Origin of the sequence: Amycolatopsis coloradensis (assembly GCF_037997115.1) — a bacterium.
Lineage (GTDB): Bacteria > Actinomycetota > Actinomycetes > Mycobacteriales > Pseudonocardiaceae > Amycolatopsis > Amycolatopsis coloradensis_A.
Window position 1 is genome coordinate 7,037,613 of sequence record NZ_CP150484.1, and the last position, 15,298, is coordinate 7,052,910.

At 68.6% G+C, this 15,298-nt stretch carries 15 protein-coding genes; 5 read left to right on the plus strand and 10 right to left on the minus strand.

Going from position 1 to position 15,298, the window contains the following annotated elements; translation table 11 throughout:
* Window positions 1–6: 6 nt before the first annotated feature.
* Together LCL61_RS32675 and LCL61_RS32680 are read left to right on the plus strand one after the other, a co-directional pair.
* On the plus strand, window positions 7–1,056 hold the full coding sequence (locus LCL61_RS32675) for a DUF2293 domain-containing protein (protein WP_340683311.1): 1,050 nt from the start codon (window positions 7–9) through the stop codon (window positions 1,054–1,056).
* Between the two features lie 39 nt (window positions 1,057–1,095).
* On the plus strand, window positions 1,096–1,452 hold the full coding sequence (locus LCL61_RS32680) for a DoxX family protein (protein ID WP_340683312.1): 357 nt from the start codon (window positions 1,096–1,098) through the stop codon (window positions 1,450–1,452).
* Here LCL61_RS32680 and LCL61_RS32685 read toward each other — a convergent pair.
* Complete coding sequence (locus LCL61_RS32685) at window positions 1,440–2,102, minus strand: hypothetical protein (RefSeq protein ID WP_340683313.1); 663 nt, start codon at window positions 2,100–2,102, stop codon at window positions 1,440–1,442. The genes LCL61_RS32680 and LCL61_RS32685 overlap by 13 nt on opposite strands.
* A gap of 67 nt (window positions 2,103–2,169) precedes the next feature.
* Here LCL61_RS32685 and LCL61_RS32690 point away from each other — a divergent pair, with 67 nt between their 5' ends.
* Window positions 2,170–2,988, plus strand: coding sequence for a phosphoribosyltransferase (locus LCL61_RS32690; RefSeq protein ID WP_340683314.1), 819 nt, complete (start codon window positions 2,170–2,172; stop codon window positions 2,986–2,988).
* Between the two features lie 59 nt (window positions 2,989–3,047).
* Here the strand turns inward: LCL61_RS32690 and LCL61_RS32695 are convergent, their stop codons facing one another.
* From LCL61_RS32695 to LCL61_RS32705, 3 genes are all read right to left on the minus strand, one after another.
* Window positions 3,048–5,864: a vitamin B12-dependent ribonucleotide reductase gene (locus LCL61_RS32695; RefSeq protein ID WP_340683315.1), complete on the minus strand. Its 2,817-nt coding sequence runs from the start codon at window positions 5,862–5,864 to the stop codon at window positions 3,048–3,050.
* Window positions 5,865–5,898: 34 nt separating this feature from the next.
* A complete protein-coding gene (nrdR, locus tag LCL61_RS32700) occupies window positions 5,899–6,387 on the minus strand; it encodes a transcriptional regulator NrdR (RefSeq protein ID WP_034311932.1) in 489 nt (162 codons plus the stop codon).
* Between the two features lie 297 nt (window positions 6,388–6,684).
* Window positions 6,685–7,179, minus strand: a complete 495-nt coding sequence (locus LCL61_RS32705) for a LysM peptidoglycan-binding domain-containing protein (protein WP_340683316.1) — start codon at window positions 7,177–7,179, stop codon at window positions 6,685–6,687.
* 318 nt (window positions 7,180–7,497) lie between these two features.
* On the opposite strand from LCL61_RS32705, the gene lexA reads away from it, so the two are divergent.
* Window positions 7,498–8,214, plus strand: coding sequence for a transcriptional repressor LexA (gene lexA / locus LCL61_RS32710; RefSeq protein ID WP_037343289.1), 717 nt, complete (start codon window positions 7,498–7,500; stop codon window positions 8,212–8,214).
* Between the two features lie 75 nt (window positions 8,215–8,289).
* On the opposite strand, the gene LCL61_RS32715 is transcribed toward lexA, so the two are convergent.
* The 3 genes from LCL61_RS32715 to LCL61_RS32725 form a co-directional block, all read right to left on the minus strand.
* Entirely contained in the window at window positions 8,290–9,303 is a 1,014-nt protein-coding gene (locus tag LCL61_RS32715) for a hypothetical protein (protein ID WP_340683317.1), read from the minus strand.
* Between the two features lie 191 nt (window positions 9,304–9,494).
* Entirely contained in the window at window positions 9,495–10,925 is a 1,431-nt protein-coding gene (gene hflX / locus LCL61_RS32720; RefSeq protein ID WP_340683318.1) for a GTPase HflX, read from the minus strand.
* 43 nt (window positions 10,926–10,968) lie between these two features.
* Window positions 10,969–11,466, minus strand: a complete 498-nt coding sequence (locus LCL61_RS32725; RefSeq protein WP_340683319.1) for a winged helix-turn-helix domain-containing protein — start codon at window positions 11,464–11,466, stop codon at window positions 10,969–10,971.
* Between the two features lie 61 nt (window positions 11,467–11,527).
* On the opposite strand from LCL61_RS32725, the gene LCL61_RS32730 reads away from it, so the two are divergent.
* A complete protein-coding gene (locus LCL61_RS32730; protein WP_340683320.1) occupies window positions 11,528–12,772 on the plus strand; it encodes an MFS transporter in 1,245 nt (414 codons plus the stop codon).
* On the opposite strand, the gene dapF is transcribed toward LCL61_RS32730, so the two are convergent.
* The 3 genes from dapF to LCL61_RS32745 are packed head-to-tail and all read right to left on the minus strand — an operon-like array spanning window position 12,769 to window position 15,192.
* Complete coding sequence (gene dapF, locus LCL61_RS32735) at window positions 12,769–13,593, minus strand: diaminopimelate epimerase (protein ID WP_340683321.1); 825 nt, start codon at window positions 13,591–13,593, stop codon at window positions 12,769–12,771. The two genes, LCL61_RS32730 and dapF, sit on opposite strands and share 4 nt — an antisense overlap.
* Window positions 13,594–13,603: 10 nt before the next feature.
* Entirely contained in the window at window positions 13,604–14,506 is a 903-nt protein-coding gene (gene miaA, locus LCL61_RS32740; protein ID WP_340683322.1) for a tRNA (adenosine(37)-N6)-dimethylallyltransferase MiaA, read from the minus strand.
* Window positions 14,503–15,192, minus strand: coding sequence for a hypothetical protein (locus tag LCL61_RS32745; RefSeq protein WP_340683323.1), 690 nt, complete (start codon window positions 15,190–15,192; stop codon window positions 14,503–14,505). Before LCL61_RS32745 ends, miaA begins: the two co-directional genes overlap by 4 nt.
* Window positions 15,193–15,298 lie beyond the last annotated feature (106 nt).

Below are 15,298 nucleotides of genomic sequence, written 5' to 3' on the forward strand. Positions count from 1 at the left end.
CCGGCGATGCAAGGTGAGACGAAATTGGAACAGCGCGTCGTGGAGACGGCGGAGAAGCTGCTGGCCAAACGGAAATCGGTAACCGCGCTCGACGTCCTTGGCGGAATCGGCTGGCTGCCGGAGAACGTGCTCAAAAGCTGGCAGCAGGGCCGGATCCCCGACCTGTCCACGGCCTTGCCGGTGAGCGCGGAGAAACTGGAGTTCGCGCTCGGCGCGCTTCATCGGTGGACGCGGGAAAAGGCCCTCGAAAGCTCGGAGATCGAGCATGTCGGCGCGACCCGCGACCGGGCCGTCCTCCGGGTGACTTCGGGTGAACTGGCCGGTCTCGAACCGCTGTTCCGGACGCAGTGGCTCCTGCCGGGACTGTCCGAAGCCAAACGTGCGCAAGCGCTAGCCCGGCAACGGAAAACGCCGGATCTCGTCGTCTCCGTGGCACTGAAGGACTGGACGTGCGCCGACTGCGGCGGCACCGGCGATCTGCTGTTCATGGAGAACGAAAAGCCGCACTGCCTCGACTGCGCCGATCTCGGTCACCTGGTCTTCCTGCCCGCCGGTGACACCGCGCTGACCCGCCGGGCAAAGAAGGCGAGCCGGCTCGCCGCCGTGGTCGTCCGCTTCAACCGGTCACGGAAACGCAGTGAGCGGCAAGGACTCCTGGTCGAGGAAGCGGCGCTGCGCAGCGCCGAGGAACAATGCCTCGCCGACGAGGACGTCCGGGAACGGCGCCGCGACCGGGATCGCGAACGCCGCGTCCACGAAGACGTCGAGTTCACCGCCCGGTTCCACACCGCGATCACGGAGCTGTTCCCCGGCTGCCCGCCGGAGCGGGCACGCGCCATCGCCGAACACGCCGGCCAGCGAGGCAGTGGCCGAGTGGGCCGGTCGGCCGCCGGGCGGGAACTGGCCGAACGAGCGGTGTTCCTCGCCGTCGTCGCCTCGATCCGGCATCTGGACACCGAGTACGACGACCTCCTCATGGCGGGCGTGGACCGGCAGGCCGCCCGCGACCGCATCCGCACCACCATCGACGCGGTGCTCGAACGCTGGCGTTCCTGACCGCTGTCACGTTCCGGGCACGGGCCTCGTCCAGTGCGCATGTTCACCGCATATCTCATCGTGGCCATCGTCGCGATCGCGAGCAACGCCGGGATCGCCGCCGCCGACTTGGCACGTGCCCCGTTCGTCCTCAAGAACTCGGCCGAGGTCAACGTGCCCGAATCCTGGATCCCGGCGCTCGCCTCCCTGAAGGCCGCGGGTGCCGCAGGGCTGCTGCTCGGCCTGCTCGGGGTGCCGTTCCTCGGGACCGCGGCCGCGGTCGGGCTCGTGCTGTTCTATCTCGGCGCCGTCCTCACCCACGTGCGGGCCCGCGTCCTCTACAACATCGCCTTCCCCGCCGGTCTCTTCGCGCTGGCCGTGGCGACCCTCGTCCTCGATCTCGCTCAGGCGAGGTAGGGACCGAAGTGCTCGGCGACGACGTCCGCGACCGCCTCGGCGTCTTCCGAACCGTCGACCCACAGCACCCGGATGCCGAGTTCCTTCGCGGTACGGACGGCGTCCTCGGCGACGAGCCGATCCCGCTCGATCCGGTTGCGCTGCGCGCGTTCGGGATCGCTGACCCGGTGCGCCACCGCGGCGGCCCGGGGCAGCGCGCGAAGCTGGTGCTCACGGAAACCGTCGGTGGGCACCATCACGATCATCCGCCGCGGTGAGTCCAGCAGCGGCGCGACCAGGTCCGGGCGCAACCCCCAGCCCTCGGCGAGGATCGGGCGTCCGGAGACCAGCGCGCGCAGGTCGTCCAGCGCCCATTCGAACCGCACCGGGAAACCGGCGATCGTGTCGGCGGCCATCCGTTCGGGAGTGGTGTCCACCCATACGGTCTCCGGGTCAGGATCCGTGGTGGGCAGACCATCGCGGACGCGGTGCGCGATGCGGCGGTCCTGATGGCCGCGGGCGTCGTGGAAGTCGTAGTGGTAGACGGTGATGCCGTGGCGGTGCGCCAACAGCCGGGAAACGGTGGACTTTCCCGCCCACTGGCCGCCGCAGATCCAGAGCGCCTGCTTGACCGTGCCGAACGGATCGCCGATTTCGCCGTCGATGATCACTGATTCCCTTCCTGACGCGATCGTACGTGCCAAGCTTGAGGGGTTCACGATTTCAGGGGGAGCCACTGTGACAGCACCACGTTACCGACCCGACCGCCGCGGCAGGCATCTCGAGGACTGGCGACTGCTGCCGTCGGATTCCGCACGATTCCTCGAATACCGCGGCATCCCGGCCACCGCCGATCACGTACTCGGTGTCCTGCCCAGAGCCAGGAAGGTCGGGACCTTGAAACACGACGCCGAGTGGCCGTACCGGATCCGCATGGACTTCGAGCCCGACCGTTCGCTGAACGATTTCATGGACTTCCTGAAAGAGGTCCTAGTCATCCAGATCGAGCAACAGGGTTACGTCGACGCGGCGATCGCGCTGGACTTCTACCGGCGGCCGGTCGAAGAAGAATCGTCAGGGACCGTCCACACCGAGACGGGAAGCCTGCTTCGGAAGATCAAGGATTACGCCCCGACCGAGCAAGAAGAGTGGAATCTTGCGGGACAAGCGCTGTGCGACTCTTTGAGTGACGTGGTGGTCCGGCACGAGTGGTTCAACGAAGCCACTCGTATTCTCGCCGTCCCCGGCCACACCCGGGCCAAGCGCTCGGTCAGCGTCATGCTCGGCGCACTCCTCTCTCAAGAACTCGGCATTCCGCTGACCACCGTCGAACCGAAGAGCGACGATCGGAAACCCGCCAAGAACATGACGCCTGAAGAACGTAAAGCGTTGCTCCACGAATTCCGGGTCGAGGAAGACCTCGAAGGCCGGACGGTTCTCGTTCTCGACGACATCTATCACACCGGATACACGATGGCCGGAGTCGCCAACGCGGCCAAAAGAGCTGGAGCCACCACGGTCCTGGGCCTGGCCGCTGCCAGGAACCTCCGCCGTTAGATCGACGACGCGAGCCTGTGCGGGGACGGCGAATCGCCATCCCCGCACAGCTCGTGAACCTAGCTGCAGCCGGACGTCGCTCCGCACCCTTCGCAGGCGTAGCAGGAACCGGCGGGCCGCATCTTGGTGCCGCAGGTCATGCAGAGCGGCGCGTCGGAGGCGGTGCCAAGGTTCAATTCGACCAGTTCCGCCGTCGAATGCGCCACCTTGGCCGGCTCCGCGGATGACGAGTCCACAGTGGACCGAAGGGCGTCGAGGTCGACGTTCTCCGGTTCGGCGGCGGGTGCCGCGCCGTAGTTCGCCTCGACCTGTGCCGAACGTTCGCCGGCGGTGAAGATGCCGAGCTGCGAACGCTTTTCGTACGGCAGGTAGTCCAGCGCCAGCCTGCGGAACAGGTAGTCCATGACGCTGGTGGCGATGCGGATGTCCGGGTCGTCGGTCATGCCGGCGGGCTCGAAGCGCAGGTTGGAGAACTTCGAAACGTAGAACTCCAGCGGAATCCCGTGCTGCAGGCCGACGGAGATCGACATCGAGAACGCGTCCATCACGCCCGAGAGGGTCGATCCCTGTTTGCCGAGCTTCACGAAGATCTCGCCGAGGCCGTCGTCCGGGTACGAACCGGCGTGCAGATAACCCTCGGCGCCGCCGACGGTGAACGACACCGTCTGGCTGGGGCGCTTCTTCGGCAGGCGCTTGCGGACCGGCCGGTACTCGACGACCTTTTCGGCCTCGGGCTCGGCCTTCTCCTTCTTGCCGGTGGACAGCGGCTGGCCGACCTTGCAGTTGTCGCGGTAGATCGCGAGCGCCTTGAGGCCGTACTTCCAGCCCTGGAAGTAGATCTCCTCGACCTCTTCGACGGTCGCCGACTCCGGCATGTTGACCGTCTTGGAGATCGCGCCCGACAGGAACGGCTGCACCGCGGCCATCATCCGGACGTGCCCCATCGGCGCGATGGACCGCTCCCCCACCGCGCAGTCGAACACCTCGTAGTGTTCCTGGCGCAGGCCGGGAGCGTCGACGACGTGGCCGTGCTGGGCGATGTACTCGACGATCGCCTCGATCTGCTCGGCCTGGTAGCCGAGTGAGGCCAAGGCGCGCGGGACTGTCTGGTTGACGATCTGCATCGAACCGCCGCCGACCAGCTTCTTGAACTTGACCAGCGAGAAGTCCGGCTCGATGCCGGTCGTGTCGCAGTCCATCATGAAGCCGATGGTGCCGGTGGGGGCGAGCACCGAGGCCTGCGCGTTGCGCCAGCCGCTGGTCTCGCCCAGTTCGATACCGCGTTTCCATTCCTGGGTCGCGAGCGCGCGGACCGCGGCGTCGTTCGAGTGGTAGGTCCGCACCAGTTCATTGGCGGCGGCGTGCTTGCGCATGACCCGCTGGTGCGCCTCGGCGTTGCGCGCGTAGCCCTCGTACGGCCCGACGACCGCGGCGAGTTCGGCGGAACGCCGGTACGAAACACCGGTCATCAGCGACGTGATCGCGGCGGCGAGCGCGCGGCCGCCGTCGGAGTCGTACGCGTGCCCGAGCGCCATCAGCAAGGCGCCGAGGTTCGCGTAGCCGATGCCCAGCTGGCGGAACTTGCGGGTGGTGTCGCCGATCGCCTCGGTCGGGAAGTCGGCGAAGCAGATCGAGATGTCCATCGCGGTGATGACCAGCTCGACGGCCTTCGCGAACAGCGGCGCGTCGAAACCGCCGTCCTCGGTGGCGAACTTGAGCAGGTTCAGCGAGGCGAGGTTGCAGCTGGAGTTGTCCAGGTGCATGTACTCCGAGCACGGGTTGGACGCGGTGATCCGGCCCGACTCGGGGCAGGTGTGCCAGTCGTTGATCGTGTCGTCGTACTGCAGGCCGGGGTCGGCGCATTCCCAGGCGGCCCGCGCGATGGTGCGGAACAGCTTCTTGGCGTCGACCCGGTCGATGACCTCGCCGGTCGTCCGGGACCGCAGGCCGAAGTCGCCCTCTGTCTCGACGGCCTGCATGAACTCGTCGGAGACGCGGACCGAGTTGTTCGCGTTCTGGTACTGGACGGAGGCGATGTCCGAGCCGGAAAGGTCCATGTCGAACCCGGCGTCGCGGAGGACCTTGATCTTCTTCTCTTCACGGGCCTTGGTCTGCACGAACTCCTCGACGTCCGGGTGGTCGACGTCGAGCACGACCATCTTCGCCGCGCGCCGGGTGGCGCCACCGGACTTGATGGTGCCCGCGGAGGCGTCGGCACCGCGCATGAAGGAGACCGGACCGGAGGCGGTGCCGCCGGAGGACAGCAGCTCACGCGAGGAACGGATGCGGGAGAGGTTCAGGCCGGCGCCGGAGCCGCCCTTGAAGATCAGGCCCTCTTCGCGGTACCAGTTGAGGATCGACTCCATGGTGTCGTCGACCGAGAGGATGAAACACGCCGAGACCTGCTGCTTCGACGTCGTGCCGACGTTGAACCACACCGGCGAGTTGAAGCTGAACACCTGGTGCAGCAGCATCCAGGTCAGCTCGTGCTCGAAGATCTCGGCGTCGGCGGGGCTCGCGAAGTAGCCGTGTTCGCGACCGGCGTTCACGTAGGAGTGGACGACGCGGTCGATCAGCTGCTTGAGGCTCTGCTCCCGCTGGGGTGTGCCGACGGCGCCGCGGAAGTACTTGCTGGTGACGATGTTCGTCGCGTTGACCGACCAGAAGCCGGGGAACTCGACACCGCGTTGTTCGAAATTGACCGTACCGTCACGCCAGTTCGTCATCACGACGTCCCGGTTCTCCCAGGTGACCTGGTCGTACGGGTGGACGCCCTCGGTGGTGAAGACACGCCGCACGGTGAGCCCGCCGGCCTGTTTCTTCTTCCCGCTCGTCCGCGTTGTGGCCGGGTTGCCTGTTCCCACGGTCTCGGTCATGGGTCTTTCCCTCACTCCCACGCGGGAGGCGGCATCAGCCGTCTTTCGCGTCTTGATCGCTCTCGTCCGGTGTGGCAGCCATGGCCTCACGAAGGTCCGAGATCTCCTTCTCGAAGTCCTCGACCGAGGAGAAGGAGCGGTAGACACTGGCGAACCGGAGATAGGCGACGCCGTCGAGTTCGCGCAGGGGGCCCAGGATCGCCAGGCCGACCTCGTGACTCGGAATCTCCGCCAGCCCCGCCGACCGGATCGATTCTTCGACCCGCTGCGCGAGCTGCTGCAGCGCGTCGTCGTCGACCGGCCTGCCCTGACAGGCGCGGCGCACCCCCCGGACCACCTTGTCCCGGCTGAACTGCTCGGTGACCCCGGATCGTTTGACGACGGCGAGCACCATCGTCTCCGAAGTGGTGAAGCGCCGGCCGCAAGCGGCGCACGAGCGCCTCCGCCGGATCGCCTGACCCTCATCCACCTCTCGGGAGTCGACGACCCGAGAGTCCGCATGCCGGCAGAACGGGCACCTCATCCGCCGATCACCTTCCCCTCCGCGCCGACCGGTCCCGAATGGACGCCCACTCCGCCGCCACGCAACGACGAAAGATCGACATGTGGATCGATCTGTGGACATCCGGTGGGTGAACACCGGCCAGCTGTGGACAACTGATACCGAGTCTACCCCAAGCTATGGACCAACTACAGCCATGTAACTACTACATATAGCGGTGGAGACTAGAACGCAGGTGGGGCGCACGCAAGCGCAACGGCCGAGCCGGTCAGACACGAATGAGGGGCTCACCCACGAGGGGTGAGAACGACATCAGGATCACCTCCCGCCTTCCGCGACCTCGGCCGCGACCGGCACCGCGAGCGGCAATCCGGGGACGAGAACGGCGTCTTCCAGGGAGTTGAGTTCCTTGATCTTGGCGACGACCGCACCGGTGTCACTTCCTGGCGCGAAACGTGCCGCGAGATCGGACAGGGTCTCCCCTGCGGAAACGGACACCGTCGTGGTCCGTTCGGGCACCGCGGCGCCGGGAACACCGGCCAAGAACAGACCCAATCCGGTGATGACTCCGGCGACGAGCAAGGCCATCCCGACGAGCGACGGCCACCTGAGCGGGAGCCGACGCGGAGCCGGGCAAGCCGGGGAGACGGTGGCGACACCGGGGCGGCGGCCCGCCACGACCCGCGCCCTGGTCGGCGGGCGCAGGGGCTCGGCACGCCCGCCCCGCACCACCCGCACGGGCCGGGTCACCCCTGCCGGAACGGACCTGGGGGAACTGGGCCGCACCAGTCCTCGATCGGCCAGAATCGACATCGGAACCTCCTCGCAACTCCTGCTGCGCTCGCACCGGGCCGGGACCCGGCGATCAAGATCGAACAAGCGTTCTATCGAACGCCCGTGCGAATGTGTACCACCTCCCACCGACAAAAATCGAGCGACACGGCGTGTCCATCGAACAGATGTTTGAAATCGTCGTCCCGGCGGGCTAACGTCGTTGACCAGGGCGTCTGCTGCGCGGACGCCGCCGGTGCCGTGGGCGGGGAAGATCGTCCGCCACCGGCGAAGACACGCGAAGTCGGTCCGGGCGACCGGACGTACTGGGAGGCGACGCAGAGATGAAGGAGCGATACGGTGGCTAAGGAGAGCAAGGCGGGGAACGCGCCTAGGGGCTCGGGCAAGGTGCGCGCCTTGCCCGAGGTCTACGAGGTGGACGAGACCCTGACCGTGCGACAGCAGCAGGTGCTCGACGTGATCAAACTGTGGGTGAGCCGGTTCGGCTACCCGCCGAGTGTGCGTGAGATCGGCGAGGCGGTCGGGCTGACCTCCACTTCGTCGGTGTCGCACCAGTTGCAGGCCCTGCAGCGCAAGGGTTATCTGCGACGCGACCCGAACCGCCCGCGTGCGGTGGGGGTGCTCGCCACGACGGACGACAACCCGATGGGCATCGACGTCGAGCAGCCCCAGTCGGCCGCGAAGGCCGCGTACGTGCCGCTCGTCGGCCGGATCGCCGCCGGTGGGCCGGTGCTGGCGGAGCAGGCGATCGAAGACGTCTTCCCGCTGCCGAGGGAGATCGTCGGCGAGGGTGAGCTCTTCCTGCTGAGCGTCACCGGTGACTCGATGGTCGACGCCGCGATCACCGATGGCGACTGGGTCGTCGTGCGCCAGCAGCCCACGGCCGATCCGGGCGAGATCGTCGCGGCGATGATCGACGGCGAGGCGACGGTCAAGACGTTCAAGCGCAAGGACGGCCACATCTGGCTGATGCCGCACAACGAGGCGTACGAGCCCATCCCGGGTGACGACGCCACGATCCTCGGCAAGGTCGTCGCCGTTCTTCGCAGGCTGTAGTCCGGAGCCGGAGCACGCCGGGATCCCGGGTCACCCGACCCGGGTCAGACTCGGCAGCTTCGGCAGACTCTTCGGTCAGGCGCGCCGCTTACGCAGCCTGCCGACCAGGAGAAGGCCGCCGATCACGACGACCGCGGCGATCCCGGCCTGCACGTACGGGAAGTCGGCCCCCTGGCCAGAGCCACCGGCCGCGGAGGTCCCGCCCGACGTGCTGCCCTCGGACTTCGCCGCGTCCACGGCGAGTGCGGCCGCGCCCTTCACCGCACGGATCTGCTCGCCGACGCCCTCCCCGCCGGACAGCAGCGTCCCGTCCGGATCGAAGGCGATCGCCTCGCCCTGCTTCTCGTTCGGCAGGGGCACGCGCACGGGTTCGCGCTGCAGCGCGCTCTTCAGGTCTCCGTCGGTGACGGCGTAGAGGTAGGCATCCGTGTAGGTGCGCAACGCGACCACCGAGCCGTCGGCCATCGAGGCCGCGCCGGTCACCGTCATCGAGCCGATCGACCCGACGGGTCCGCCCGGCGTCGAAGTCTCCTTGATCTGCAGCGACCCCACGCTCTCCAGCGGAGTCGGGCCAGGGCTGGCGAGCGGCCCCGTCGGCCGGTACACCTTCGCGTCACCGAAGACGTCCTTGGTGATCAGGTACGGCGTGCCCGAACGGTCCATGATCAGCGCTTCGACGTCGTGCTGCCCGTCGGGATAGGTGAGCCGGTGCAGCGTGGCCTTGCCTTGGGGGGTCAGCGAGATCAGCGCGACCGTGTCCCGCCGCTTGCGGTTGTCGCCGGTGTCGGAAAGCCAGAAGGTGCCGTCGGCGGTGCGGGCGAGATCCTCGGGGTCGTACGGGTCCGTCGCGGCCGAGATGACCTTCTGGACCTTGCAGTCGCGGCCGAGGACGAAGACCTGCGTCTTGGTTCCGCCGTCGTTGAGGGCGTACAGGTGCTCTCCGTCGGAGACCAGGCCGGAGAGTTCGCTGAGCCGGGAGTCGCTGTTCTTGCACACCGGCTGCGGCGCCGGGACCTCCTGCGCCAGGGCGGGAGCCGTCCCGCCGATGAACGCCGCCAGCACGACCGCAGCCGCGACAATCCCCCGCACATCCACCTCCGTACCGTGGAACCCCTGAAGCCCCACACTACGGAGACGTCCGGGACGGCGCGCAGTTCGGTGCGGATGCCGAGATGGGGCGGAATGTCGCGAAGGCCACTTTCAGCGGCGGGCCAGACCCCAGTACGTGAAGGCCCCCTTCATTGCGCCTAACGCAAGGAAGGGGGCCTTCACGTACTTGCTTACAGAGCCGAGTTCGTCTGGAATTCGCTCAGCGCGGAGGCCAGCTCGGGCCTGCCGCGGACGACCAGGCGCGTACCGGTCTCGACGTGCTCTTCCTCCAGCACCTCGCCGTCGGCGTGGGCTCGGGAGACGAGCTCGCCTCGCGAGTACGGGATCAGCACCTCGACCACGACCTCGGGCCTTGGCAGCTTCTCCGCGATCACCTCGGCCAGCTCCGTGATCCCGGTGCCGGTCCGCGCCGAAACCTGCACCGAACCGGCCATCTGGTGCCGCAACCGGGCCAGCGACACCTCGTCGGCGGCGTCGGCCTTGTTGATCACCAGCAGCTCCGGTGGGAGCGGCTCGGAACGGCGCTTCGTGATCTCGGCGAGCACTTCGCGCACCGCGTTGACCTGCTCTTCGGGCGTCGGGTCGGAACCGTCGACGACGTGCACGAGCAGGTCGGCGCTCGCCGCCTCCTCCAGCGTCGAGCGGAACGCGTCCACCAGCTGGTGCGGCAGGTGCCGGACGAAACCGACCGTGTCGGTCAGCGTGTAGGTGCGGCCGTCGGGGGTCTGCGCCCGCCGGGTCGTCGGATCCAGCGTGGCGAACAGCGCGTCCTCGACCAGCACACCGGCGCCGGTCAGCGCGTTGAGCAGGCTCGACTTGCCGGCGTTGGTGTAGCCGACGATCGCGACGCTCGGCACCTCGTTGGCCACCCGGCGACCGCGTTTGGTCTCGCGGATGGTGTCCATCGCGGCGATCTCGCGGCGCAGCTTCGACACGCGCTTGTTGATCCGCCGCCGGTCGGTTTCGAGTTTCGTCTCACCGGGACCGCGCAGACCCACACCACCGTTGGCGCCGCCCGCCCGGCCACCGGCCTGCCGGGACAGCGCCGCACCCCACCCGCGAAGCCGCGGGATCAGGTACTGCAGCTGGGCCAGCTCGACCTGCGCCTTGCCCTCCTTGGAGCGGGCGTGCTGCGCGAAGATGTCGAGGATCAGGGCGGTGCGGTCGATGACCTTCACCTTGACCTTCTCCTCCAGCTGGCGCAGCTGGCCGGGTGAGAGCTCACCGTCGCAGATCACCGTGTCGGCACCGGTGGCCGCCACGATCTCGCGCAGTTCCTTGACCTTGCCCGAGCCGATGTAGGTGGCGGGATCCGGGCGGATCCGCCGCTGCACCAGGCCTTCCAGCACCTCGGAGCCCGCCGTTTCGGCCAGGCGGGCGAGTTCGGCGAGCGAGGCCTCGGACTGGAGGGCGCTGCCCTCGGTCCACACGCCGACCAGAACGACGCGCTCCAGGCGCAACTGCCGGTATTCGACCTCGGTGACATCCGCGAGTTCGGTGGACAGGCCCGCTACCCGGCGGAGCGAGGCGCGGTCCTCGAGCTCCAGTTCGCCGGTCGATGGGTCCATGTCGTTCAGATCGTTGTGTGTCAGTTCCGTCATCGTGCCTCCATGGTCCCACGTTTCGGCGGCGGGACCGAATTCATTACCTGCTGGGATACTTCGACAGGTAGATGGCCGTGCGTTTCGCGTCCGGGTCGACCGGCCGCGAGATGAAGTCGTCGACGAGCTCCATCAGCCTTGTTTCGAACTCGGCGATCTGCTCGTCCGGTACCTGGACGACCATGCGCGTCTGTTGCACCTCGTCGAATCCCACGTCGGCGATCTCGGCCAGGTAGGCCTCGAAGATCGCCTGATCGATCCCCCTGTCGCGGGAATCAAGATGCCAGGACAACCCGGTCGAGCGATACGGAATTTCTTTCGCGCCGCGCGTGCCGCGTCTCGGCGGGAGCGCTTCGAGGAAGCCGGCGTCGACGAGCTTGCGCACGTGGTGCAGCGTCGTCGCGGGGTCGCGATCGAGCCGTTCGGCGAGTTCCTTGTTGGTCAGCGCCTCCGAGTACGTCAACCGGATGATGCGCAGCCTTATTCCGGAGGCCATCGCGGCGATCTCGGCCTCGGTGGCGGCACGTCGTGGAGTGGGCACGGGGACAGCCTAGAGGCGAAAGTGATTGACAGTTTCCAATCACTCGGGCCAAGGTGTCGTCGTGCGCAGAGACTCCCTCTTCTTCCACGCGGACTTCCGGCGGCTCTGGGCGGGTGACACCGCCAGCCAGGTGGGCGCTTTCGCCGGGCACACCGTGATCCCCCTGCTCGCGGCCACCGTGCTGGCCGCGACGCCGTTCGAGATGGGGCTGCTGACCGCCGCCGAGACCATCGCGTTCCTGATCATCGGGCTGCCCGCCGGGGTGTGGGTGGACCGCATGCGGCGGCGGGCACTGATGCTGCGGGCCGACTTCGTCCGTGCCGCGCTGCTGCTCACCATTCCGATCGCCTGGTGGGCAGGCGTGCTGTCGCTGACACAGCTGATCGTGGTCGCCACGCTCGTCGGCGTCGCGACGGTGTTCTTCGACGTCGCCTACCAGTCGTATCTGCCGTCGCTGGTCGGCCGGGAGCATCTGCTCGAAGGCAACGCGAAACTCCAGGCGAGCCAATCGGTCGCGTTCCTGACGGGTCCCGGTATCGGCGGCGGGCTCGTGCAGCTGGCGGGCGCGGCCAACGCCGTGCTGATGACCGGGGTGGGTTTCCTGACCTCCGCACTGTGCCTGCTGCGGATCCGCACCGTCGAGGAAGTTCCCGAGCAGCATGAAGACGCGAAGCTGCTCCCCCAGATCGTCGAAGGACTGCGGTTCGTGTTCACCGACGCGGCCTTGCGCTCGATCGTCGCCTGCACCGCGACGGCCAACCTGGCCAACGGCGCCTTCACCGCCGTGCAGATCCTGTTCCTGAACCGGGAACTCGGCCTGTCACCGGCGATCGTCGGCGTCGTACTGGCGACCGGTGGCATCGGCGGGATCATCGGGGCGATCCTGGCCGGTCGTATCACTCGGAGGATCGGGCAGGCGCGGTCGATCTGGTTCGTCCCCCTGCTGACCTCGCCGTTCCACCTGCTGCTCCCGCTCGCCGCGCCGGGGTGGCGGATCGTGCTGTTCCCCGCGGCATTGGCGATCGCGGGGTTCGGGATCATCGTCTACAACGTCGCGCAGGTGTCCTACCGGCAGGCCGTCTGCCCGGACCGGCTACTCGGCCGCATGAACGCCAGCGTCCGCTTCGTGGTGTGGGGGATGCTGCCCCTGGGCGGGGTGGTCGGCGGTGCGCTGGGCGAGGCGATCGGGATCAGGGGAACGCTGTGGTTCGCCGCGGTCGGCGAGGCGGCCGCGGTGTTGTGGGTGGTCTTCTCGCCGATCCGGAAGCTTCGCGACCTTCCCAAGGAGCCGATCGCGGTCGGTTAACCGAGCCCGGCCCACCAGGTTTCGTCGAGTTCTCCGCGGGCGACGATCTCCGCCGGGCCGGTCAGCGTGGACCCGCCGCGATGGACCTCGACCACCACGCGGCCGCCGGGGATGTCGACGGTCGCTTCGCCGGTGTCGGTGCCCGCGAGATGAAGGGCGGCGGCGACCGCGGCGACCGTGCCGGTGCCACAGGACCGCGTCTCGCCGACGCCGCGCTCGTGGACGCGCATCTTCAGCGCGTTTTCGCCCAGCAGGTTGATGAACTCGAGGTTCACGCCGTCGGGGAACACGTCGGAGTCGAAGTCGGGCTGGTCGCGCAGGTCGAGCACGTCGACGTCGTCCTCGACGACCGACACGAGGTGTGGATTGCCGACGTTCACCGCGACACCGGAGAACGGCTTCCCGGCGACCACGGTGACCGAAGTACCGGTGATGGTCGCGGGCCCCATCCGCACGGTCACCGATCCGTCCGCGTGCATCCGGACCGGCCGGTCGCCGGCGCGGGTGCCGATGACGAAGTCGCGCTCGGACACGAGCCCGGAATCGACCAGGTGGCGGACGAAGACCCGGACGCCGTTGCCGCACATCTCCGCGATGGACCCGTCGGCGTTGCGGTAGTCCATGAACCATTCGCCGCCGGACTCGACGCCCAGTGCGGACGACCGCACGATCCGGAGCACACCGTCGGCGCCGAGACCACGCCGGCGGTCGCACAGCGCCGCCACCCGCGCCTCGGTCAGCTCGAGGCGGCCGTCGGGGTCGGGAAGCAGCACGAAATCGTTCTGTGTGCCGTGTCCCTTAAGGAATTCGATGCCGCCCATGCCCGCAAGATTACTGGGCCGCCGCTTCGAGGACGCGCTCGGCCAGCCGCTCCGAACCGCCGTCGAACCACTGGATGCGGTTGTCCCGCCGGAACCAGGAACGTTGCCTCCGCACGAACCGCCGGGTGGCTTGCGCGGTGGCCTCGGAAGCGGCCTGGAAGTCGCCGCCGCCGTCGAGCGCGGCGATCACCTGCTGGTAGCCCAGCGCCCTCGACGCGGTGAGCCCGTCGCGGAGTCCGCGGCCCAGCAACGTCCGGACCTCGTCGACGAGTCCGGCTTCGAACATGAGCTCCACGCGGCGATCGACGCGGGCGTCGAGTTCGGCCGGTTCGCGGTCGATGCCGATCAGGACCGTGTCGTAGCGCGCGGGTCCCGGTTTCGGCAGGTTCGCCGAGAACGGTTCGCCGGTGATCTCGATGACCTCCAGCGCGCGCACGATCCGGCGGCTGTTGGTCGGCAGGATGGCCGTGGCGGCCACGGGGTCGAGTTCGGCGAGCCGGGCGTGCATCGTGGCGGCGCCGATTTCGTCGGCTTCGGCGGCCAGCCGGGCGCGCACGTCCGGATCGGTGCCCGGGAACTTGAGGTCGTCGAGCACGGCTTGGACGTAGAGACCCGAACCGCCGGCGAGGATCGGCACGCGGCCGGCATCGAGGAGTTCTTCGACCCGCCGGCGTGCGTCGCGCTGATACGCGGCAACGGACGCCGTCTCGGTGACGTCGAGGACGTCCAGCAGGTGATGCGGCACGCCCCGCCGCTCTTCGGGGGTCGCCTTGGCGGTCCCGATGTCCATCCCGCGGTACAGCTGCAACGCGTCCGCGTTGACCACCTCACCCCCGAGGGTGAGGGCGAGTTCGACCGCCAGGGCGGTCTTCCCGGTCGCCGTGGGCCCGACGACCGCGACCGGCCGGATCACGCGTGCTCCCAGACCGCGACGTGGTAGCCGACGCCGAACGGCGCGGCGGAGTAGAGGACCTCGGCGGTCCAGTCCACGTCCGCCGCCAGTCCGGCGACGACCTGCCAGGGCGCGCGGCCGCCCGCCCCGAGTTCGGCGGCCAAGGCCAGGTCGAGTGCGGCGAGCGCGCCCGTGTCGGCCTTGGCCAGCGCGGCGCGGATCGCGGCGTCGAAATCCTCCGCGCGCGCGTCCTCGCCGCCGGGGGAACGCGGGCCGTGCCGGCTCGAACCGTCGCCGAGGACGAGCACCGCGGCGGGCTCTCCCAGCTCGCGGGCGAACTGTTCGCACTGACCGGAGGGGGTGGCGGGGTCGACGAGGCGGACTCGGACGGACGACGCGCCGCCCTGCTCACGCAGCCAGCCGGCCACGAGCGCGGGCAACGGCAGCTCGGTTTCGGGAGCAGTCACCCGGCTGAGTGAGACTCCGAGGTCGACGCCGAATCCCCGGAAGGAGCCGCTCGCGTGCTCCGGCACCTCGGGCGCCCCCGTGGCCGCGCCGATGACGACCCAATCCGGCGAAACGCTGGTCAGGCGCCTCACGGCGGTGAGGCAGGCTTCGCGCAGCTCGGCGCACTCGTCCGCCGCTCCGGCGGCGAGTTCGGGGATGAGCAGCGGGGGTTGCGGGAGCACGGCGACACGGCGGATCACGGCCGCCGACGTTACCTTCCCCGCCTCCCGGCACCGGCAACCGACCGACACGGAAGGTCCTCCGGAAGTAGGATCACTGCCCTCTGGTGGTTCATCCGGTTCCACG